The organism is Streptomyces sp. NPDC040718 (genome assembly GCF_055593565.1).
Map to the genome: position 1 here is coordinate 104,015 of NZ_JBVIXO010000001.1, position 18,596 is coordinate 122,610.

Annotated in this window: 19 protein-coding genes; 2 read left to right on the forward strand and 17 right to left on the reverse strand. The window is 72.3% G+C overall.

The annotated features are described in order from the left end of the window. Window positions 1-6: 6 nt before the first annotated feature. On the forward strand, window positions 7-1,254 hold the full coding sequence (locus ACZ597_RS00440) for a cytochrome P450 (protein WP_471323048.1): 1,248 nt from the start codon (window positions 7-9) through the stop codon (window positions 1,252-1,254). Window positions 1,255-1,269: 15 nt separating this feature from the next. On the opposite strand, the gene ACZ597_RS00445 is transcribed toward ACZ597_RS00440, so the two are convergent. The 9 genes from ACZ597_RS00445 to rpsB form a co-directional block, all read right to left on the reverse strand. Then, window positions 1,270-2,337 (reverse strand): ABC transporter ATP-binding protein, encoded by a 1,068-nt coding sequence (locus tag ACZ597_RS00445; RefSeq protein ID WP_471323051.1) that lies wholly within the window; start codon window positions 2,335-2,337, stop codon window positions 1,270-1,272. After that, complete coding sequence (locus ACZ597_RS00450; protein WP_471323054.1) at window positions 2,337-3,953, reverse strand: ABC transporter permease; 1,617 nt, start codon at window positions 3,951-3,953, stop codon at window positions 2,337-2,339. Before ACZ597_RS00450 ends, ACZ597_RS00445 begins: the two co-directional genes overlap by 1 nt. Before the next feature lie 50 nt (window positions 3,954-4,003). Next, window positions 4,004-5,104 (reverse strand): thiamine ABC transporter substrate-binding protein, encoded by a 1,101-nt coding sequence (locus ACZ597_RS00455; protein ID WP_471323057.1) that lies wholly within the window; start codon window positions 5,102-5,104, stop codon window positions 4,004-4,006. A 252-nt stretch (window positions 5,105-5,356) separates the two neighbouring features. Beyond that, the gene (gene rlmN / locus ACZ597_RS00460) at window positions 5,357-6,469 is read right to left on the reverse strand and encodes a dual-specificity RNA methyltransferase RlmN (protein ID WP_266842615.1); all 1,113 of its coding nucleotides are present in this window, start codon (window positions 6,467-6,469) and stop codon (window positions 5,357-5,359) included. Between the two features lie 124 nt (window positions 6,470-6,593). Next, window positions 6,594-7,664 (reverse strand): phosphatidate cytidylyltransferase, encoded by a 1,071-nt coding sequence (locus tag ACZ597_RS00465; protein WP_471323061.1) that lies wholly within the window; start codon window positions 7,662-7,664, stop codon window positions 6,594-6,596. After that, a complete protein-coding gene (frr, locus tag ACZ597_RS00470) occupies window positions 7,664-8,221 on the reverse strand; it encodes a ribosome recycling factor (protein WP_365156621.1) in 558 nt (185 codons plus the stop codon). Before frr ends, ACZ597_RS00465 begins: the two co-directional genes overlap by 1 nt. A gap of 94 nt (window positions 8,222-8,315) precedes the next feature. Next, window positions 8,316-9,095 carry a UMP kinase gene (gene pyrH / locus ACZ597_RS00475; protein ID WP_249768016.1) on the reverse strand — a complete coding sequence of 260 codons (780 nt, stop codon included), beginning with the start codon at window positions 9,093-9,095 and terminating at the stop codon, window positions 8,316-8,318. A 162-nt stretch (window positions 9,096-9,257) separates the two neighbouring features. Continuing rightward, complete coding sequence (gene tsf / locus ACZ597_RS00480) at window positions 9,258-10,094, reverse strand: translation elongation factor Ts (RefSeq protein WP_125599134.1); 837 nt, start codon at window positions 10,092-10,094, stop codon at window positions 9,258-9,260. 134 nt (window positions 10,095-10,228) lie between these two features. Next, window positions 10,229-11,131 carry a 30S ribosomal protein S2 gene (gene rpsB, locus ACZ597_RS00485; protein WP_471323065.1) on the reverse strand — a complete coding sequence of 301 codons (903 nt, stop codon included), beginning with the start codon at window positions 11,129-11,131 and terminating at the stop codon, window positions 10,229-10,231. A 249-nt stretch (window positions 11,132-11,380) separates the two neighbouring features. Here rpsB and ACZ597_RS00490 point away from each other — a divergent pair, with 249 nt between their 5' ends. Beyond that, a complete protein-coding gene (locus ACZ597_RS00490; RefSeq protein ID WP_471323068.1) occupies window positions 11,381-11,974 on the forward strand; it encodes a M23 family metallopeptidase in 594 nt (197 codons plus the stop codon). Here the strand turns inward: ACZ597_RS00490 and ACZ597_RS00495 are convergent. From ACZ597_RS00495 to lepB, 8 genes are all read right to left on the reverse strand, one after another. After that, window positions 11,964-12,521, reverse strand: a complete 558-nt coding sequence (locus ACZ597_RS00495) for a TetR/AcrR family transcriptional regulator (RefSeq protein WP_471325040.1) — start codon at window positions 12,519-12,521, stop codon at window positions 11,964-11,966. The two genes, ACZ597_RS00490 and ACZ597_RS00495, sit on opposite strands and share 11 nt — an antisense overlap. 75 nt (window positions 12,522-12,596) lie before the next feature. Beyond that, window positions 12,597-13,433 carry an RNA polymerase sigma factor WhiG gene (gene whiG / locus ACZ597_RS00500; RefSeq protein ID WP_471323071.1) on the reverse strand — a complete coding sequence of 279 codons (837 nt, stop codon included), beginning with the start codon at window positions 13,431-13,433 and terminating at the stop codon, window positions 12,597-12,599. A gap of 209 nt (window positions 13,434-13,642) precedes the next feature. Then, complete coding sequence (gene dprA, locus ACZ597_RS00505; protein WP_471323074.1) at window positions 13,643-14,824, reverse strand: DNA-processing protein DprA; 1,182 nt, start codon at window positions 14,822-14,824, stop codon at window positions 13,643-13,645. Then, a complete protein-coding gene (locus ACZ597_RS00510) occupies window positions 14,821-16,443 on the reverse strand; it encodes a YifB family Mg chelatase-like AAA ATPase (RefSeq protein ID WP_471323077.1) in 1,623 nt (540 codons plus the stop codon). Before ACZ597_RS00510 ends, dprA begins: the two co-directional genes overlap by 4 nt. Next, window positions 16,443-16,814, reverse strand: coding sequence for a YraN family protein (locus ACZ597_RS00515; RefSeq protein WP_471323080.1), 372 nt, complete (start codon window positions 16,812-16,814; stop codon window positions 16,443-16,445). Before ACZ597_RS00515 ends, ACZ597_RS00510 begins: the two co-directional genes overlap by 1 nt. 153 nt (window positions 16,815-16,967) lie before the next feature. Beyond that, window positions 16,968-17,288, reverse strand: coding sequence for a DUF2469 domain-containing protein (locus ACZ597_RS00520; protein ID WP_007266836.1), 321 nt, complete (start codon window positions 17,286-17,288; stop codon window positions 16,968-16,970). A 55-nt stretch (window positions 17,289-17,343) separates the two neighbouring features. Then, window positions 17,344-17,844: an NUDIX hydrolase gene (locus ACZ597_RS00525; protein WP_471323083.1), complete on the reverse strand. Its 501-nt coding sequence runs from the start codon at window positions 17,842-17,844 to the stop codon at window positions 17,344-17,346. After that, window positions 17,834-18,595: a signal peptidase I gene (lepB, locus tag ACZ597_RS00530; RefSeq protein ID WP_471323086.1), complete on the reverse strand. Its 762-nt coding sequence runs from the start codon at window positions 18,593-18,595 to the stop codon at window positions 17,834-17,836. The genes ACZ597_RS00525 and lepB overlap by 11 nt, the downstream gene beginning before the upstream one ends. Between the last annotated feature and the right edge of the window lies 1 nt (window position 18,596).

Sequence of the window (18,596 nt, forward strand, 5' to 3'; positions counted from 1 at the left end):
CCTCTCATGACTGAAGGCATCCTGCGGCAGATCCTCGACTACTCCAGCCGGGCCGATCCCTACCCCCTGTACGAGGAGCTCCGCAAGACCCCGGTGTTCCACGACGGGGACGGCCCGTACGTCCTCAGCACGTACCACGAGATCAAGGGCCTGCTGCACGATCCGCGGATCAGCTCCGACGCCCGCAACCTGACGGCGGGCGCCGGCGACCCGCTGAGCGAGGGCGAGGACGCGGGGGAGGGTGTCCTGCCGCCCTCCTTCCTGAAGCTGGACCCGCCCGACCACGACCGGCTGCGCCGGATGACGAACCGCCCGTTCGGGCCGCCGCACTCCCCGCGCCGCGTCGAGCAGATGCGCGGTGAGCTGGACGGCATCGTCAAGGGCTTGGTCGACGCGATCGCCAAGGAGGGCGACCCCGCGCGGATCGACCTGGTCGAGGAGTTCTCGTACCCGTTCCCGGTGACGGTGATCTGCCGGCTGCTGGGCGTGCCCCCCGAGGACGAGGCGCGCTTCCACGTGTGGGCCGACACCCTCGCCGCGAGCCTGGACCCCGATCCGGACGCCGATCCGGCCGTGCGCGCGGAGAAGACGAAGGGCGCCCGGATGGAGCTCGGCATGTACCTGGCGGGGCTGATCGAGGAACGCCGCAAGAACCCCACCGGGGACATGCTCTCGGAGCTGGCGACCGCGCAGGGGCCGGACGGCACCATGACCACGATGGAGGTGCTCAGCACGGCCGCGCTGCTGCTGATCGCGGGGCACGAGACCACCGTCAACCTGATCACCAACGGCATGCTCACCCTGCTGCGGCATCCGGAGCACCTGACCCGGCTGCGGGCCGAGCCGGACCTGGCGGTGCCGATCGTGGAGGAGCTGCTGCGCTACGAGCCGCCGGTGCAGCTGCTGCCGCAGCGCAGCACCCTGGCCGACATCGAGGTGGCGGGGGTGACCATCCCCAAGGGCTCCTCGCTCTGGCTGATCCTGGCTTCCGGGAACCGCGACCCGAAGCGGTTCGAGGACCCGGACCGCTTCGACCCCGACCGCGCGGACGTCCAGCACCTGGGCCTCGGCAGCGGCATCCACAGCTGCTTCGGGGCGCCGCTGGCCCGGCTGGAGGGCGCGCTGGCGCTGCGCGAGCTGGCCCGCAGGCTGGAGAACCCCCGGCTGCTGGAGGACCCGCCGCCCTACCGGCAGAACGCGGTCCTGCGCGGCCCGCGCCACCTGCCGATCGCCGTCGACGGCATCCGGGACTAGGGGCGCCTGGCGGGACTAGGCGGTCTCCGGGAGGACGACGACCTCCGACGGGCTGAACGCCACCGCGACCCGGTCCCCCACGGCCGGCGCGGTGGCCAGCTCGCATTCGGCCTCCAGCACGGGCCCCGACGCGGGCTTCAGCCGCAGGGCCACGTGCGTGCCGCGGAAGGTCCGGGACGCCACCACGCAGCCCAGCCCGGCCTCGCACAGCACCACCCCGGCGGGGCGGACCAGCAGCCGCCGCTCCCCCTCGGGTGTGCCGGCCGGGACCGGCACCCTGCCCCACGCGGTGACGGCGGCGGTACCCGCCACCGTCGCCGGGACCACGTTCTCGAAGCCGAGGAAGCGGGCCACGAACTCCGACGCGGGCCGCTGCCACACCTCCAGCGGGGTCCCGGCCTGCGCGATCCGCCCGTCCCGCATCACCACCACCCGGTCGGCCAGCGCGAAGGCCTCGCCCTGGTCGTGGGTGACGGCCAGGACGGTGGTGCCCAGCCGGGAGAACAGCCCCTGGAGCTCGACCACCAGCCGCTCGCGCAGCCCCCTGTCCAGCTGGCCGAGCGGCTCGTCCAGCATCAGCAGCCGGGGCGAGGGGGCCAGTGCCCGGGCGAGGGCCACCCGCTGCTGCTCCCCGCCGGACAGCGAGGAGACGGCCCGGCGCTGGGCCCCCGGGAGCCCGACCAGCTCCAGCAGTTCCGCGACCCGGGCCTCGTACGAGCCCCTGGCGGAGCCGGAGCGGGAGCGGGAGCCGGAGCGGGAGCGGGGACCGGAGCCCTTCATGCGCAGGCCGAAGGAGACGTTCCCGGCGACGTCCCGGTGCGGGAACAGCTGGTGGTCCTGGAACATCAGGCCCACCCCCCGCCGGTGCACGGGCACTCCGGACTGGTCGGCCCCGCCGAGCAGCACCCGCCCCGCGGACACCGGCTGGAGACCGGCCACCACCCGCAGCAGGGTGGACTTGCCGCTGCCGCTGGGGCCGAGCACGCACACGGTCTCGTGCTCGGCGACCTCCAGGTCGACCGCGTCCACGACCGCCCGGTCGCCGAAGCGGACCGTCACCCCTTCGAGCCGGAGCAGGGTCATCAGAACTCTCCCGAGGTCTTGTCGGGTCGCAGTCGCTCCAGCACCAGCAGGGACACCGCGCACACCAGCATCAGAATCGTGCTCAGGGCCATGGCCTGCCCGTAGTTCATCTCGCCCGCCCGGCCCAGCAGCCGCGCCACGGCCACCGGCAGCGTCGGGCGGTCCGGCCGCGCGATGAAGACGGTCGCGCCGAACTCGCCCAGCGAGACCGCGAAGGCGAAACCGGCCGCGATCAGCAGCGCCCGCCGCACCAGCGGCAGGTCCACCTCCCGCCAGGCCCGCAGCGGCGAGGCCCCGAGCACGGCCGCCGCCTCCCGCAGCCGGCCGTCGACGGCACGCAGCACCGGCAGCATGGTCCGCACCACGAACGGCACACCGACCAGCGCCTGCGCGAGCGGCACCAGGATCCACGAGGTCCGCAGGTCCAGCGGCGGCTCGTCCAGGGTGATCAGGAACCCGAAGCCCACCGTCACGGCGGACACCCCGAGCGGCAGCATCAGCAGCGCGTCGAAGCCGCGTACGAAACGGCCTCCGCGCCGGGTCAGGGCCGCGGCGGCGAGGCCCCCGATCAGAAGGGCGATCGCGGTCGCGGCCAGCGCGTACTGGAGGGAGTTCCAGATGGCCTCCAGCGGCGGCACCAGAAACGTTCCGCCCCCCGAGCCCGCGTCCTGCAGCGCCCGGTAGAAGCCGAGGCCGTACCCGCCGGGCGCGTCGAAGGACCGCTCCACCAGCACCGCCAGCGGGGCCACGACCAGCAGCAGCACCGAAAGCAGCACCCCGCCCAGCAGGCCGCGCTGCGCCCAGCCGCGCGGCGGACGCGCGGTGCGCGAGGGGTCCACGAGCCGCAGCGCGGTCTCCCGCCGGCGCACGGTCCACGCGTGCACGGCGAGGACGGCGGCGATGGCCGCGAACTGCACCATCGTCAGCACGGCGGCGGTCGGCAGGTCCAGCAGCTGCGCCGTCTGCCGGTAGACCTCCACCTCCAGGGTGGCGAACGCGGGACCGCCCAGGATCTGCACGACGCCGAAGGAGCTGAACGTGAACAGGAACACCATCAGCGAGGCCGCGGCCACCGCCGGCCCGAGCGCGGGCAGCGTCACCCGCCGCCACGCCGCGAACCGCCCGGCGCCCAGCACCCGGGCCGCCTCCTCCTGGCGCGGGTCAAGCTGCGCCCAGAGCCCTCCGACGGTCCGCACGACCACGGCGTAGTTGAAGAAGACGTGGGCGAGCAGGATCGCCCACACGGTGGTGTCCAGCCGGACGCCCCACAGCTCGTCGAGCAGCCCGCCCCGCCCGACCAGCGCCAGGAAGGCACTGCCGACGACCACGGTCGGCAGTACGAAGGGGACGGTGACCAGCGCGCGCAGCAACTGCTTGCCCGGGAACTCCAGGCGCGCGAAGACGTACGCGCCGGGCAGTGCCAGGAGCAGGGTGAGGACGGTCGAGGCGAGCGCCTGCCAGGTGGTGAACCACAGCACGCCGGCGATGTCCGGCCGGGCGAGGACCTCGCCGATCCGGCCGAGCTGCCATCCCTCGTCGGTCTTGAGCCCGCGGCCGACGATCGCGGCGACGGGGTACGCGAAGAACAGTCCGAAGAAGGCGAGCGGCACGGCCATCAGAGCGAGTCTGACGGCCGTGGCGCGCCCGCCCCCCGCGGGAAGGCGCTCTACTTCACGACGAGCGAGGACCACGTCTTGACCCACTGCTCACGGTTCTTGGCGATGACCTCCGGAGCGACGTTCTCCGGCTTGTCGACCACGACGCCGTGCTTCGTGAACAGCTCCGGCAGCTTCGCGTCCTTGACGACCGGGTTCACGAACATCTGGAGCGGCATGTCCTCCTGGAACTTCTTGGAGACCAGGAAGTCGATGAGGGCCTTGCCTCCCTCCTCGTTCTTCGCGCCCTTGAGCAGGCCCGCGAACTCGATCTGGCGGAAGCAGGTGCCGGTGGCCACGCCCGTGGGCGCCTCGGCCGGCTGCGGCTCGCCGTAGAGGACCTCGACCGGCGGGCTGGAGGCGTAGGAGACCACCAGCGGGCGGTCGCCCTTGGCCTTCTTGCCGCCGGCGGAGCCGGAGAAGCGCTCGTTGTAGGCCTGCTCCCAGCCGTCGACGACCTCGACGCCGTTGGCCTTGAGCTTGCTCCAGTAGTCCTTCCAGCCGTCCTCGCCGTACTTGCCGACGGAGGCGAGGAGGAAGCCGAGACCGGGCGAGGAGGTCGCCGCGTTCTCGGTGACCAGCAGGTTCTTGTACTCGGGCTTGAGCAGGTCGTCCAGCGTCTGCGGCGGGGCGATCTTCTTGTCGGCGAAGTACGCCTTGTCGTAGTTGACACAGATGTCGCCGGAGTCGACCGGGGTGACGCGGTGCTGCTTGTCGAGGACGAACTCGGGCTTCACCGTGTCCAGGCCCTTGGCCTCGTACGGGGTGAAGACGCCGTTGTCGAGGGCGCGCGAAAGCAGGGTGTTGTCGACGCCGAAGAAGACGTCGCCGCGCGGGGAGCCCTTGGTGAGGATCTCCTGGTTGAGGGCGGACCCGGCGTCGCCGGACTTCAGCACCTTGACGGCGTAGCCGCTCTGCTGCTCGAACTCCTTGAGGACCGTGTCGGTCACGTTGAAGGAGTCGTGGGAGACGAGCGTGACCGTCTTGGCCTTCGGGGCGTCGGTCGCGCCCGCGGACTTGTCCTTGGCCTCGCCCCCGCCGCAGGCACCGAGGGTGGTGACGCCGAGCGCGGCCGCGAGCGCCGCGCCCGCGATCTTCTTGGTGGTGCTCACTGGTGATTCCTCCTGGGAAGACCAGGAGAAGACGCGGCCCTGCCCGGCGCTCAGTGGGAGCGGACGCCGGGCAGGGCGCAACAGCTTGAGTGGTGACCGAACTTCCTACCCCGAATGACCGGGGCGAGGTTCAGAGGGTCTGCGGATGACGGATACCGCACTCTCAGCGCTGTGGCGCTCCCCTGTCGGAATATGCAATTGGTTCGGCCACAGGGTACCCCGCGGCCGGTTTACGCGGACCAGTGCCGGAATCTAGCGTTCCGAGGCGGCGAGCTGACCGCACGCGCCGTCGATCTCCTGGCCGCGGGTGTCGCGGACGGTCACGGGAACCCCGTGTCGGGCGATCGCCTCGACGAAGGCCTTCTCGTCCTCGGGGCGCGAGGCCGTCCACTTCGAGCCCGGCGTCGGGTTCAGCGGGATCAGGTTGACGTGCACGCGCTTGCCCTTGAGCAGGCGGCCGAGCAGGTCGCCGCGCCAGGCCTGGTCGTTGATGTCACGGATCAGGGCGTACTCGATGGAGATGCGGCGGCCGGACTTCTCCGCGTACTCCCAGGCCGCGTCGAGGACCTCACGGACCTTCCAGCGGGTGTTCACCGGGACGAGGGTGTCGCGCAGCTCGTCGTCCGGAGCGTGCAGGGAGACCGCGAGGCGGCACTTGAAGCCCTCGTCGGCGAACCGCAGCATCGCCGGGACGAGGCCGACGGTGGAGACGGTGATGCCTCGCTGCGACAGGCCCAGGCCGTCGGGCTCCGGGTCGGTGAGGCGGCGGATGGCGCCGACGACGCGCTTGTAGTTCGCGAGCGGCTCGCCCATGCCCATGAAGACGATGTTGGACAGCCGGGCCGGGCCGCCGGGGACCTCGCCGTCGCGCAGGGCGCGCATGCCGTCGACGATCTGGTGCACGATCTCGGCGGTGGAGAGGTTGCGGTCCAGGCCGGCCTGGCCGGTGGCGCAGAACGGGCAGTTCATGCCGCAGCCGGCCTGCGAGGAGATGCACATGGTCACCCGGTCGGGATAGCGCATCAGCACGGACTCGACGAGCGTGCCGTCGTGCAGCTTCCACAGGGTCTTGCGGGTGGTGTCGTCATCGCAGCTGATGTGACGCACGACGTTCATGAGCTCCGGCAGCAGCTCCTGCTGGAGCTTCTCGCGCGAGGCCGCCGGGATGTCGGTCCACTCGGCCGGGTCGTGCGCGTAGCGGGCGAAGTAGTGCTGGGAGAGCTGCTTGGCCCGGAACGGCTTCTCGCCGATCGCGGCCACCGCCTCCCGGCGCTCGGCCGGGGTCAGGTCGGCGAGGTGCCGCGGAGGCTTCTTGGCCCCTCGGGGGGCGACGAAGGTGAGCTCTCCCGGAACGGGGCGGGCCATGGCAGGTACTCCTTGTAAGACGAAAGGCGCGCCGCAGAAGCAGCGCGCCTTTCAAGAGTAACCGCCCGGTCCGCATCGGATCCGTCCGTCCGGTTCCGCCCCAGGTCAGCGGGGTCGTACTCGGTCAGCCCGTACCGACGAACGCCGCCAGCAGCAGCCAGACCACCGGAGCGGTCGGCAGCAGCGAGTCCAGCCGGTCCATGATGCCCCCGTGGCCCGGGAGCAGTGTGCCCATGTCCTTGATGCCCAGGTCACGCTTGATCATCGACTCGCCGAGGTCGCCCAGGGTGGCGCTGACCGCCACCGCGAGGCCCAGCAGCAGGCCCTGCCACCAGGCGCCGCCGTCGATCAGGAACTCCATGCACAGGGCGCCCGCCGCCATCGCGAAGGCCACCGCTCCGAAGAGCCCCTCGCGGGTCTTGCCGGGGCTGATGCGCGGGGCGAGCTTGGTCTTGCCGAAGCGCCAGCCGACCGCGTAGGCCCCGGTGTCGCTGACCACGGTCAGCAACAGGAAGGTCACCACCCGCTGCGGACCGTCGTCGGGGGTCAGCAGCATCGCGACGAAGGTGGCCAGGAAGGGCACGTAGAACGCCGCGAAGACGCCCGCCGTGACGTCCTTGAGGTAGTCCTCGGGAGGCTCGGTCATCCGCCACACGAGGACGGCCAGCGCGGTGAGCGCCATCGCCACCCAGGCGCCATCGGCCCCGCGGACGTACCCGGCGATGATCATCGCCGCGCCGCCGACCGCGAGCGGGACCAGCGGGGCCTTGATGCCCTTCTTCTCCTGGAGCCGGGAGGTGAGCTCCCACAGGCCGACCACGACCGCGACGACGATGACGCCGACGAAGACGGCCTTGACGATGAACAGCGAAGCGAAGATCACCGCGCCGAGGCCGACGCCGACCCCTATGGCGGCACGCAGATCCCGCCCCGCGCGCTTCTTCTGCGGCGGGGGCGAGGCGTCCTGCGGGGCCTGCGGAGGCGGGGGGCTGGGCATGGGCTCCTGCAACGGCGTCTCGGCGCGGAACGGGGGGCCGCCGACGAAGGCGGCCCCCCGATCGCGTGCTTCCCGGTCGTCGAAGGCACGGCCGGCGGCATCGGGCACGATGGGCATGGGCGCAGTCTGCGGGCCCACCAGCGCATCGTATGCGGGACCCGCCGGAACCGGCTCAGCGGCCCAGGGAGAGTCGTTCATCAGACCTCGAGGAGCTCGGCTTCCTTGTGCTTCAGCAGCTCGTCCACCTGCGCGACGTACTTCGCGGTGGTGTCGTCGAGCTCCTTCTCGGCGCGGCGCACCTCGTCCTCGCCGGCCTCCTTGTCCTTGACCAGCTTGTCGAGGGCGTCCTTGGCCTTGCGGCGCACGGAGCGGATGGAGACCTTGGAGTCCTCGGCCTTGGTCTTGGCGACCTTGATGAACTCCTTGCGGCGGTCCTGCGTCAGCTCCGGGAAGGTCACCCGGATGATGCGGCCGTCGTTGCTCGGGTTGACACCGAGGTCGGAGTCGCGGATCGCCTGCTCGATGTTGCGCAGCGCGGAGGCGTCGAACGGCGTCACGATCGCCATGCGCGGCTCGGGCACGGCGAAGGAGGCGAGCTGGTTGATGGGCGTGATGGCACCGTAGTAGTCCGCCACGATCTTGTTGAACATCGCCGGGTGCGCACGACCGGTGCGGATCGCGGCGAAGTCTTCCTTGGCGACGACGACGGCCTTCTCCATCTTCTCCTCGGCCTCGAGGAGGATTTCTTCGATCACCACGTGCTCCTGCATGTCAGATTTGGATGGTTCAGGCGGGCGCGGGCGGTCCGGGCCGCCCGGACCGGGCCCCTGCGGGCCCGGCTCGGTGGGCTCAGGCCCGGGTGCCCTGGTCGCTCACGAGCGTGCCGATCTTCTCACCCTTGACGGCGCGGGCGATATTGCCTTCGGCGAGCAGCTCGAAGACCAGGATCGGCAGCTGGTTGTCGCGGCACAGCGTGATGGCCGTGGCGTCGGCGACCTTGAGGTCCCGGGACAGCACCTCGCTGTACTCCAGCGCGTCGAACTTCACCGCGTCGGGGTTGGTCTTCGGGTCGGAGTCGTAGACCCCGTCGACGCCGTTCTTGCCCATGAGGAGGGCTTCGGCGTCGATCTCCAGGGCGCGCTGGGCGGCCGTGGTGTCGGTGGAGAAGTAGGGCATGCCCATGCCGGCGCCGAAGATGACGACGCGGCCCTTCTCCAGGTGGCGCACGGCGCGCAGCGGGATGTACGGCTCCGCGACCTGCCCCATGGTGATGGCGGTCTGGACTCGGCTGTCGATGCCCTCCTTCTCCAGGAAGTCCTGGAGGGCGAGGCAGTTCATGACGGTGCCGAGCATGCCCATGTAGTCGGACCGTGCCCGGTCCATGCCGCGCTGCTGAAGCTCCGCGCCGCGGAAGAAGTTGCCGCCGCCGATGACGATCGCGATCTCGGCGCCGTCGCGGACCACGGCCGCGATCTCGCGGGCGATGGCGTGCACGACGTCAGGGTCGACACCCAGTCCGCCGCCGCCGGAGAAGGCTTCGCCGGACAGCTTCAGCATGAAGCGGCGACCCTTCTTCTCGTGGTCGCTCTTGTCGTCGGATGCGGTGTGGGGGTCCACGCCCTGATTCATGGAGATCTCCTCGTGCACATACGAAGAAGGCCATTGCCGGTGGGTCCTTGCGGTTCCCTCTGCGGCAATGGCCTCCTCGTCAGATCTGCGGTCGTCCTGCGCGAGCGCGGACGACTGCTTCAGACCCTATAGGGGTCCGGTGTCCGTCGCGTACGGACGGACTCAGATGCCGACCTTGATGCGGGCGAAGCGCTTCAGGGTGACACCGGCCTCGTCCAGAACCTTCTGGACGGACTTCTTGTTGTCCAGCGCGTACGGCTGGCCGAGCAGCGTGGCGTCCTTGAAGAAGCCGTTGACGCGACCCTCGACGATCTTGGCGATCGCGGCCTCGGGCTTGCCCTCGGCGCGGGTGGTCTCCTCGGCGACGCGGCGCTCGGACTCGACGACCTCGGCCGGAACGTCCTCGGCGGTCAGGTACTTCGGCGAGAACGCGGCGATGTGCTGGGCGATGCCCTTGGCCAGGTCGGCGTCGGCCTTGTCCAGCTCGACCAGGACACCGATCTGCGGGGGCAGGTCGGGCATGGTGCGGTGCATGTAGGAGGCCACGAAGGCACCCTGGTACGCCGCGAAGCGGTCCAGGACGATCTTCTCGCCGAGGTTGGCGTTGGCCTCGTCCACGAACGCCTGGACGGTCTTGCCGGCCTCGATCTCGGACGCCAGCAGCGCCTCGATGTCCGCCGGCTTGGTGGCGGCCACGTGGGCGGCGAGCTGGTCGGCGACGGCCAGGAACTTCGGGCTCTTGGCGACGAAGTCCGTCTCGCACTTGAGCTCGACGAGCACGCCGGAGGTGGCGTCCTCGGAGATCAGGGAGGTGACGGCACCGTTCTCGGCGGAACGGCCCTCGCGCTTGGCGACACCCTTCAGGCCCTTGATACGCAGGGCCTCGACAGCCTTGTCGACGTCGCCGTCGGACTCGACGAGGGCCTTCTTGCAGTCCATCATGCCGGCGCCGGTGAGCTCGCGGAGCTTCTTGACGTCAGCGGCGGTGTAGTTCGCCATGAGTCTGTGATTCTCTCTCGAAGTCGTAGATCTACGGGTGAACGGCGGAGGAGCGCGCTCGTGGCGCGGCTCCCCCGCCGTCATCGTCCGTGCTGTGAGTGCCCGGCGAGTGAACGCCGGGCGCTCTCAGTGGGTCAGGCCTGCTCGGCGTCCGCGGCCGGGGCGGCCTCGGCGACGGGGGCCTCGGCAGCCGGGGCCTCAGCGGCGGGGGCCTCGGCGACGGGGGCCTCGGCGGCGGGGGCCTCGGCGTCAGCCTTCTTCTCGCCCTCGAGCAGGTCGCGCTCCCACTCGGCGAGCGGCTCGGCGGCGGCCTTCTCGCCCGGCTTCGAGTCACCGGTCGCGGCACCGGAACGGGCGATGAGGCCCTCGGCGACGGCGTCGGCGATCACGCGGGTGAGCAGGGTGACGGAGCGGATCGCGTCGTCGTTGCCCGGGATCTTGTAGTCGACCTCGTCGGGGTCGCAGTTGGTGTCGAGGATCGCGACGACCGGGATGTGCAGCTTGCGCGCCTCACCGACGGCGATGTGCTCCTTCTTGGTGTCGACGATCCAGACGGCGCTGGGGACCTTCGACATCTCGCGGATACCACCGAGGGTCTTCTCCAGCTTGGTCTTCTCGCGGGAGAGGACCAGGAGCTCCTTCTTGGTGAGACCCGAGGCGGCGACGTCCTCGAAGTCGATCGCCTCAAGCTCCTTCAGACGCTGGAGGCGCTTGTAGACGGTGGAGAAGTTGGTGAGCATGCCACCCAGCCAGCGCTGGTTGACGTACGGCATGCCGACGCGGGTCGCCTGCTCGGCGATGGCCTCCTGCGCCTGCTTCTTCGTACCGACGAACATGATGGAGCCACCGTGCGCGACGGTCTCCTTCACGAACTCGTAGGCGCGGTCGATGTACGACAGCGACTGGAGCAGGTCGATGATGTAGATGCCGTTGCGCTCGGTGAAGATGAAGCGCTTCATCTTCGGGTTCCAGCGACGGGTCTGGTGACCGAAGTGGACGCCGCTCTCCAGCAGCTCCCGCATCGTTACGACGGCCATGGCCATCTCCTTGGTTTCTCGGTTTTGGTTCCTGACGCCCCGCCGCGCCCTGCCCCTTGAGGGACCGAGAGACGCTTTCACCTGACCGAACCGGTCGGCGCTGGGGCGTGCGAAGTCGACCCGGTGACCCGGATCGCCACAAGAAGTGTACGGGACCCGGCGGTATGCCGGGTGACGCCGTTGTCCACAGCCCCGCGGCCGTCCACAGGCGCGGGCCGGCCGGGCCGCCCGCGCGGGATCCTGCCGGGCATGACGAAACTGCTGCTCATCCTGCTTCTGGCCCTGCCCCTGCCACTGCCCGGGCCGCCGCCCGCCCCCGGGCCGCAGGCCCCGGATCGCGGCTCCTCCGCGCCCGTCGCACCGGTGCGCGGCGGGGGCGCGGTGCGCGGGGTGCGGGGCGCGCGCCCCCTGCCCGCGCCGCTGTCCGTGGCGCGCTGGTGGGATCCGCCGCCGACGCCTTACGCGGCCGGCCACCGCGGTGTGGACCTGTCGGCGGCGGCCGGGGCGGAGGTACGGGCCGTGGGGCCCGGCCGGGTGCACTTCGCGGGACCGGTCGCGGGGCGCGGGGTGCTCTCGCTCACCCTCCCGGGCGGGCTGCGCACGACGTACGAGCCGGTGCGGCCGCTGGTGGCGCAGGGGGAGGCGGTCGTGGCGGGGCAGGTGGTGGCGGTGCTCACGGAGGGCTCCCACTGCCCGGGCCCCTGCCTGCACTGGGGCCTGCTGGCGGGCAAGGACGCCTACCTGAACCCGCTGGCCCTGCTCCCGGCGCCCACGCCCCGGCTGCTGCCGGGGGCTCCCCGGGCCGTGGCCCCCGGCCCGGCCCGGGCGGCCGTCAGGCCGTGACGCCCCGCAGGGCCATGGAGACGGCGGTCTCGGTGATCACGGCGGGGTCCTCGGCGGCGCCGAGCTCGATCCGGCGGGCCGCGGCGTCCACGACGCCCTGGAGCAGCATCGCGGAGAGGCGGGGCTCCGGCAGCCCGAGGGCGCCCAGGGCCTCGACGATCATCGCCACCAGGCCGCCGTGCGCGGCGCGGATCTTCTCCCGCGCGCCGGCGTCCAGCTCGCCGGCGGAGATCGCCACCACCGCGCGGTGGCGCTGGTCCCCCACCAGCCCCAGCTGGGTGCGCACGTAGGCCTCGATCTTCGTCTCCGGCGTGGGCGCCTGCTCCATCGCCGCCTCGATCTCGGCGGCCCAGACGGGGAAGTCCACGGCGCACAGCTCTTCGACGACGGCCGCGCGGGACCGGAAGTACTCGTACACGGACGACCGGGCGAGCCCGGTCCGCTCCGCCAGGGCGGGGAAGGTCAGGGCTTCCGTCCCGCCTTCGGACAACAGGGAACGTGCGGCGTCCAACAGGGCGCCGCGCTGCATCGACCGGTGCTCGGCCACGGAGGCCGCTCGAATCCTGGGCACGTCACCACTCTACGGAGGCCCGCAAGGGGTGTCGGCCCCGCCGGAGAGGGCTCAGCGGCCGACGTCGGCGAGCTTGGCCCGCAGCTGCAGCACGGACTTGGTGTGGATCTGGCTGACCCGGCTCTCGGTCACGCCCAGCACGTTGCCGATCTCGGCGAGGGTCAGGCCCTCGTAGTAGTAGAGCGTCACCACTGTCTTCTCCCGCTCCGGGAGGGTGTTGATGGCCCGCGCGAGCAGCCGGCGCAGCTCCCGGTCCTCGGCCACCTCGACCGGGTTGTCGGCGGCGGTGTCCTCCAGGGTGTCCATCAGGGAGAGCCGGTCCCCGCCCTCCCCGCCCACGTGCAGCAGCTCTTCCAGGGCGACCACGTTGGCCAGGGACAACTGACTGAAGACCGTGTGGAGTTCCTCCACCGCGATGCCCATCTCCCCCGCGACCTCACCCTCCGTGGGGGTGCGCCGCAGCTGGGCCTCCAGCGTCGCGTAGGCGCGTTCTACGGCCCGCGCCTTCTGCCGCACGGAGCGCGGGATCCAGTCCAGCGCGCGCAGCTCGTCGATCATCGCGCCGCGGATCCGCGTGATGGCGTACGTCTCGAACTTGATGGAGCGTTCGATGTCGAACTTCTCGATCGCGTCGATCAGGCCGAAGACCCCGGAGGAGACGAAATCGGCCTGCTCCACATTGGGCGGCAGGCCCACGCTGACCCGGCCGGCCACGTACTTGACCAGGGGCGAGTAGTGCAGGATCAGCTGCTCCCGCAGCCGCTCGTCGCCCGAGTCCTTGTATGAGCGCCAGAGCACCTCCAGGGACGAGGGCGCGGTGGACCGCTCGCTGCCACGGGCAGCGGGGGGCACCGCAGCGCGGTCGGACCCTGAGGTGTGCTGGGGCATGCTTCGCCTTTGCCGGAGCGGGATTCCTTGGGAGCGTAGCGTGACGGAAGTGTCGCGGTGCGCGAAGAGTACGGGATGGCGCGGGGGCCCAGGGGCGTCCGCCCTCGCGCGGGCGGCCCGGGACCGGCGCCTCGCGCACGGTCCCGGCGACTGCCACCGGGAGGACCGCGTCTGTCATCGCCGTCACTCTTTCACCGGAACGCCCCAGGTCAACGACCGCCTCGCCGGTCGGCTCCGGATTGCACCCCCTCTCGCGACGTCCGCGGGGTCAACCGCCAGCCGTCGCCCTGCCGTTCGACGAACCCCAGAGAGTGAAGTTCGTACAGTCTGCCGATGACTTCATCGGTGCCGACGGCCGCGCCGAGGGCGATCTCGTCGAGGCCCGCCGGGCGGCCCGCGGGGAGCGCCTCCAGCACCCGTGCGGCGCCGGGGGCCAGCAGGTCCCGGGCGTGGACCGGGCCGCGCCGGGCGGGGGCCAGCTCGCCCATGTCGCCGACGAGTTCGACGATCTCGTCGGCGTCGGTGACGAGCACCGCCTCGCCGCGCAGCAGTTCGTGCACCCCGGCCGAGAGGCCGCTGGTGGCGGGGCCGGGTACGCCCATGGTGAGCCGGCCCAGCTCCTGGGCGCGGCGGGCGGTGACCAGGGATCCGCTGCGGTGGGCGGCCTCCACGACCACCGTGCCCCGGGTGAGGGCGGCGATGACCCGGTTGCGCAGCACGAACCGGCTCGGGGTGGGGTGGGTGCCGGGCGGCAGTTCGCCCAGGACCAGACCCTGACGGGTGATCCGGCCCAGGAGTCCGGCGTGGCCGCGCGGGTAGGCCGTGTCCACCCCGCAGGCCAGTACCGCCGCGGTGGCTCCGCCCGAGGCGAGGGCCCCGCGGTGGGCGGCGCCGTCGATCCCGTACGCCGCCCCCGAGACGACCACCCAGCCGCGCTCGGCGAGCCCGGCGGCCAGGGTCTGCGCCATGTGGGCCCCGTACGGGGTGCACGCCCGGGCCCCGACCACGGCGACCGAGCGCAGGGCCCAGGTCCGCAGGTGGGGGCGGCCCCGCAGCCAGAGCCCGACGGGCCGGGCGTCGCCGAGGTCGTCCAGCTGGGTCGGCCACTCCGCCGCGCCGGGGCACACGAAGCGCACGCCCGAGCCGGCGGCGCTCTCCAGGTCCCGCAGGGGCTCCGCGACGGCGGCCCGTCTGCGGTACCCGGCGAGCCGCTCGGGCCCCACCCCGGTCAGCGGCCCGGGCTCCGGGTCGGGGCCGGTCAGGAGCCGCATCACCGCGGTGGCCCCGAGCTCCCGGATCCAGCGGCCGCCGTGCTCGTCCCCCGGCTCCAGCACCCTGGTCAGCGCGGCCCGGGCCAGGAGCTCCGGATCGGGCCGCCCTTCCGCGCTCACGAGCCCGACCCCACGGCTCGGGCGGCGCCCCGGGCGATGCCGGTGCGCAGCTCCAGTGCGACGGCCGCGTCCAGCGCCTCGGGACGGTCGCGGCCCCGCAGGTCGGCGACGGTCCAGGCGACCCGCAGCACCCGGTCCAGCCCCCGCGCGGTGAGCAGTCCGCGCTCCATGTCCCGCTCGGCCAGGGCCAGGGCGCCGGGGCCGGCGGGCCAGCGGGTGCGCAGCTCGTGCCCGGGCACCTCGGAGTTGAGCCGCCACGGGGTGCCGGAGAGCCTGGCGGCGGCCCGGTCGCGGGCCTCGCGGACCCGGTCGGCGACGGCCGTTGTGGCCTCTCCCCGGCCGCCCCGGCCGAGCAGGTCGGAGCGGGTGACCGGCTCCACCTCGACCCGCAGGTCGACCCGGTCGAGCAGCGGCCCGGACAGCCGGGCCTGGTAGCGCCTGATCACCGAGGCGGGGCATTCGCAGCCGGACCCCGTGAAGCCGTGGCGGCCGCAGGGGCAGGGGTTCGCCGCGAGGACCATCAGGAAGCGGGCGGGCAGCCGTACCACCCCGGCGGCCCTGGCGATGACCACGTGCCCGGCTTCGAGTGGCTGTCGCAGGGCGTCCAGCACCTTGCCGCTGAACTCGGCGGCCTCGTCCAGGAAGAGCACCCCCCTGTGGGCCAGGGAGACCGCTCCGGGCCTGGGGATCCCGGCCCCGCCGCCGACCAGCGACTGCATGGTCGCGGAGTGGTGCGGGGCGCAGTACGGGGCCCTGCCGACCAGCGGTTCGCCGGGCGGCAGGATTCCCGCGACCGAGTGGACGGCCGTCACTTCCAGGGAGTCCTGTCGGGTGAGCGGCGGCAGCAGCCAGGGCAGGCGCTCGGCGAGCATCGTCTTGCCCGCGCCCGGGGGCCCGCTGAGGAACAGGTGGTGGCCCCCAGAGGCCGCCACCTCCAGGGCGCGGCGGGCGCCGTGCTGCCCGGCGACGTCGGCGAGGTCGGGGAAGTCCGCGGGGTCGCCCCGGCCCGAGAGGCCCGTACCGAGCCCGGTGCCGGGCAGGACCAGGCCGGCGAGCATCGGATCGGGGCGCCCGGCCTCCGGTGCGGGCTCCTCGTCGGGTGCCTCCCCGTCGGTCAGCACCGCGATCAGCTGCCGCAGGCTGCGCACGCCCAGCACCGAGACGTCCGGGACCAGGGTGGCCTCGGCCGAGCACTGCTGCGGCACGACCACCTGCCGGTACCCGGCCTCGGCGGCGGCGAGCACGGCCGGCAGGATCCCCCGCACCGGGCGCACCCGGCCGTCGAGGCCCAGCTCCCCGATGAGCACCAGGTCGGCGATCCTGCCCGGGTCGACGACCTCGGCGGCGCCCAGCACGGCCGCGGCGACGGCCAGGTCGAAATGGGCGCCGGACTTCGGCACGGACGCGGGGCTGAGGCCGACCGTGAGCTTCTTCTGCGGCCAGGGGGCGCCCGAGTTCGCCACCGCCGCCCGTACCCGGTCGCGGCTCTCGACCAGGGTCTTGTCGGGCAGCCCCACCAGGGTGAAGGCCGCCACCCCCGGCTCCAGGTCGGCCTGCACTTCCACGAGTACGCCCTCGACGCCCACCAGGGCCACCGAGCAGGCCCTCGCGAACCCCATCAGGCCACCCCCCTGACGTGCTCCACCACGGGCGCCCCGCGCCGGGGCAGCAGGACGCCGACGAGGTCGATCCGCACCCCGCCCGGCGGCGGGCCCCCGTGGTCGGCGAGCCACCGCCCGGCGAGCCGGCGCAGCCGCTCGGCCTTGCCGGCCCGGACGGCGGCCATGGGGTGTTCGAAGTCGCCCGCGCGGCGCGTCTTGACCTCGCACACGACGAGGGCGTCCCCGTCGCGGGCGACGATGTCGATCTCCCCGGCGCGGCACCGCCAGTTCCTGGCGATCACCGTCATCCCGGACTCGGTCAGCCTCCGCGCGGCGAGCTCCTCGCCGTACCGCCCCAATGCCTGCTGTGCCACGCCCTTCGCGCTCATCCGGCACCACCTCCGACGCCGACGGTCCCGCGTTCCGGCGCAGCAAGTGGATCTTGGTGGAAAACCAGGGCGTTGTGGACGACCGGCTCACCCCTCAGGGTGAACCGGCCGGTAGGAGGTCGGAGGGTTGGGGGGCCCGGACCGGTCCGCGGATCAGCCCGGCAGGTCGGCGCCCGGCAGTTCGAGGTCGCTCTTGTTGAGCTCCTCGATGTTCACGTCCTTGAAGGTCAGGACGCGGACCTGCTTGACGAAGCGGGCCGGCCGGTACATGTCCCAGACCCAGGCGTCGGCCATGGAGACCTCGAAGAAGACCTCGCCCTGGACCGAGTGCACCTGCATCTCGTAGTCGTTGGTGAGGTAGAAACGTCGTTCGGTCTCGATCACGTACTTGAACAGCCCGACGACGTCGCGGTACTCCCGATAGAGCTTCAGCTCCATCTCGGTCTCGTACTTCTCGAGGTCCTCGGCGCTCATGGCATGTTCCCCTTCAGCCGTGCGTCCCCCTATTGTGCGCCAGCGCCGTACGCCCCTAAACGATTTCCGGGGCGAGGACCACCGGAGCGCCCGGAGGACCGTCGTCGAGCAGCGTCCGGAGCAGCTCGGCCAGTCTGGTCGGGTACACCGTCTCACGGGCCGCGAGAAGTTCCTCGGAGGTCCACCACCTGGCCCCGGTGACGCTGCGCCGCTCCAGCTCGGTGAGGCCGCCCATCTCGGTGTCGGTCTGGGCGGTACGGGCCAGGAAGTACCACTCGTCCTGCTCCCAGCGCCTGCCGTCGAAGGGGAAGGAGCAGTACCGGCGCCACAGCACCGGCCCCAGTTCCACCTCTGTGATCCCGGTCTCCTCGGCGAGTTCCCGCAGCGCGGCCTGCTCCCGGCTCTCGGCGCCCTCCAGTCCTCCGCCGGGGGTGAACCACCAGTCGTCCGCGGGGTCGTCCGGCTGGAAGCCGTGCAGCAGCAGGATCCGGTCCGCGGGGTCCAGCAGGACCACCCTGGAGACCTTCCGCGGCCTCCCGGCCGGCTCAGCGGCCATCGGCGCCCGCCTTCCCGCGCCCGCGCCCCAGGAGCCGCGCGAGCGGCCCGTAGGCGCCGCCCAGCACCACCAGGGCCCCGCCGGCCAGCACCGCGGCCACCTGGAGCCGCAGCGGCCCGGGAGCGGAGATCCCTCCGGGCAGGGCGGCGAAGACCTGCGGCCGCTCCAGCATCTTCACGGACGGCCACGCCAGCGCGTCGACCCGGGCCGAGACCGCCGACCGGGGCACCGTCCCCTGACCGACGTCCTCGAGGTGCGAACGGGAGTCCAGCGAGCCGCCGCGGCGGTCGCCCATCAGGAAGAGGTTGCCCTCGGGCACCTTGACCTCGAACGGCTTCGTGCCCGCCGCCGCAGCCGCGCTCGCGCCCTCCCGGTCCAGGTACGGCTCGTCCAGCGGCTCGCCGTTCACGGTCACCCGGCCGCCCTGGCCACAGCAGGAGACGGTGTCGCCGCCGACCGCCACGACCCGCTTGACCATGGGCGAATTGCTCCACACGGTGTCGGTGAAGACGACCACGTCACCTCGCCGCACCTCGCCGCCGTCGATCCGCTGCGCCAGCACCCGGTCGCCGGGCTGCACCGTCGGCACCATCGAGTCCGTCGGCACCGTGTACGGCTGGTACACCAGGGCGCCCCAGACGAAGCCGCCGAGGAAGATCACAAAGCCGACGGCCACGGCGATCCCCGACAACGTGTTGCCGAGGCCGCCGCGGCCGTCCTTGCGCGTACGTATTGCCTGCGTTCCGCCCATT

Coding starts and splice junctions, on each gene's coding strand:
- ACZ597_RS00520 (WP_007266836.1), bottom strand. CDS start 17,288: ATGAGCGCCGAGGACCTCGAGAAGTACGAGACCGAGATGGAGCTGAAG.
- pyrH (WP_249768016.1), bottom strand. CDS start 9,095: ATGAATCAGGGCGTGGACCCCCACACCGCATCCGACGACAAGAGCGAC.
- ACZ597_RS00445 (WP_471323051.1), bottom strand. CDS start 2,337: ATGACCCTGCTCCGGCTCGAAGGGGTGACGGTCCGCTTCGGCGACCGG.
- ACZ597_RS00440 (WP_471323048.1), top strand. CDS start 7: ATGACTGAAGGCATCCTGCGGCAGATCCTCGACTACTCCAGCCGGGCC.
- ACZ597_RS00490 (WP_471323068.1), top strand. CDS start 11,381: ATGACGAAACTGCTGCTCATCCTGCTTCTGGCCCTGCCCCTGCCACTG.
- lepB (WP_471323086.1), bottom strand. CDS start 18,595: ATGGGCGGAACGCAGGCAATACGTACGCGCAAGGACGGCCGCGGCGGC.
- ACZ597_RS00510 (WP_471323077.1), bottom strand. CDS start 16,443: ATGGGGTTCGCGAGGGCCTGCTCGGTGGCCCTGGTGGGCGTCGAGGGC.
- ACZ597_RS00450 (WP_471323054.1), bottom strand. CDS start 3,953: ATGGCCGTGCCGCTCGCCTTCTTCGGACTGTTCTTCGCGTACCCCGTC.
- ACZ597_RS00515 (WP_471323080.1), bottom strand. CDS start 16,814: ATGAGCGCGAAGGGCGTGGCACAGCAGGCATTGGGGCGGTACGGCGAG.
- ACZ597_RS00465 (WP_471323061.1), bottom strand. CDS start 7,664: ATGAACGACTCTCCCTGGGCCGCTGAGCCGGTTCCGGCGGGTCCCGCA.
- rpsB (WP_471323065.1), bottom strand. CDS start 11,131: ATGGCCGTCGTAACGATGCGGGAGCTGCTGGAGAGCGGCGTCCACTTC.
- rlmN (WP_266842615.1), bottom strand. CDS start 6,469: ATGGCCCGCCCCGTTCCGGGAGAGCTCACCTTCGTCGCCCCCCGAGGG.
- ACZ597_RS00525 (WP_471323083.1), bottom strand. CDS start 17,844: ATGGCCGCTGAGCCGGCCGGGAGGCCGCGGAAGGTCTCCAGGGTGGTC.
- tsf (WP_125599134.1), bottom strand. CDS start 10,094: ATGGCGAACTACACCGCCGCTGACGTCAAGAAGCTCCGCGAGCTCACC.
- whiG (WP_471323071.1), bottom strand. CDS start 13,433: ATGCCCCAGCACACCTCAGGGTCCGACCGCGCTGCGGTGCCCCCCGCT.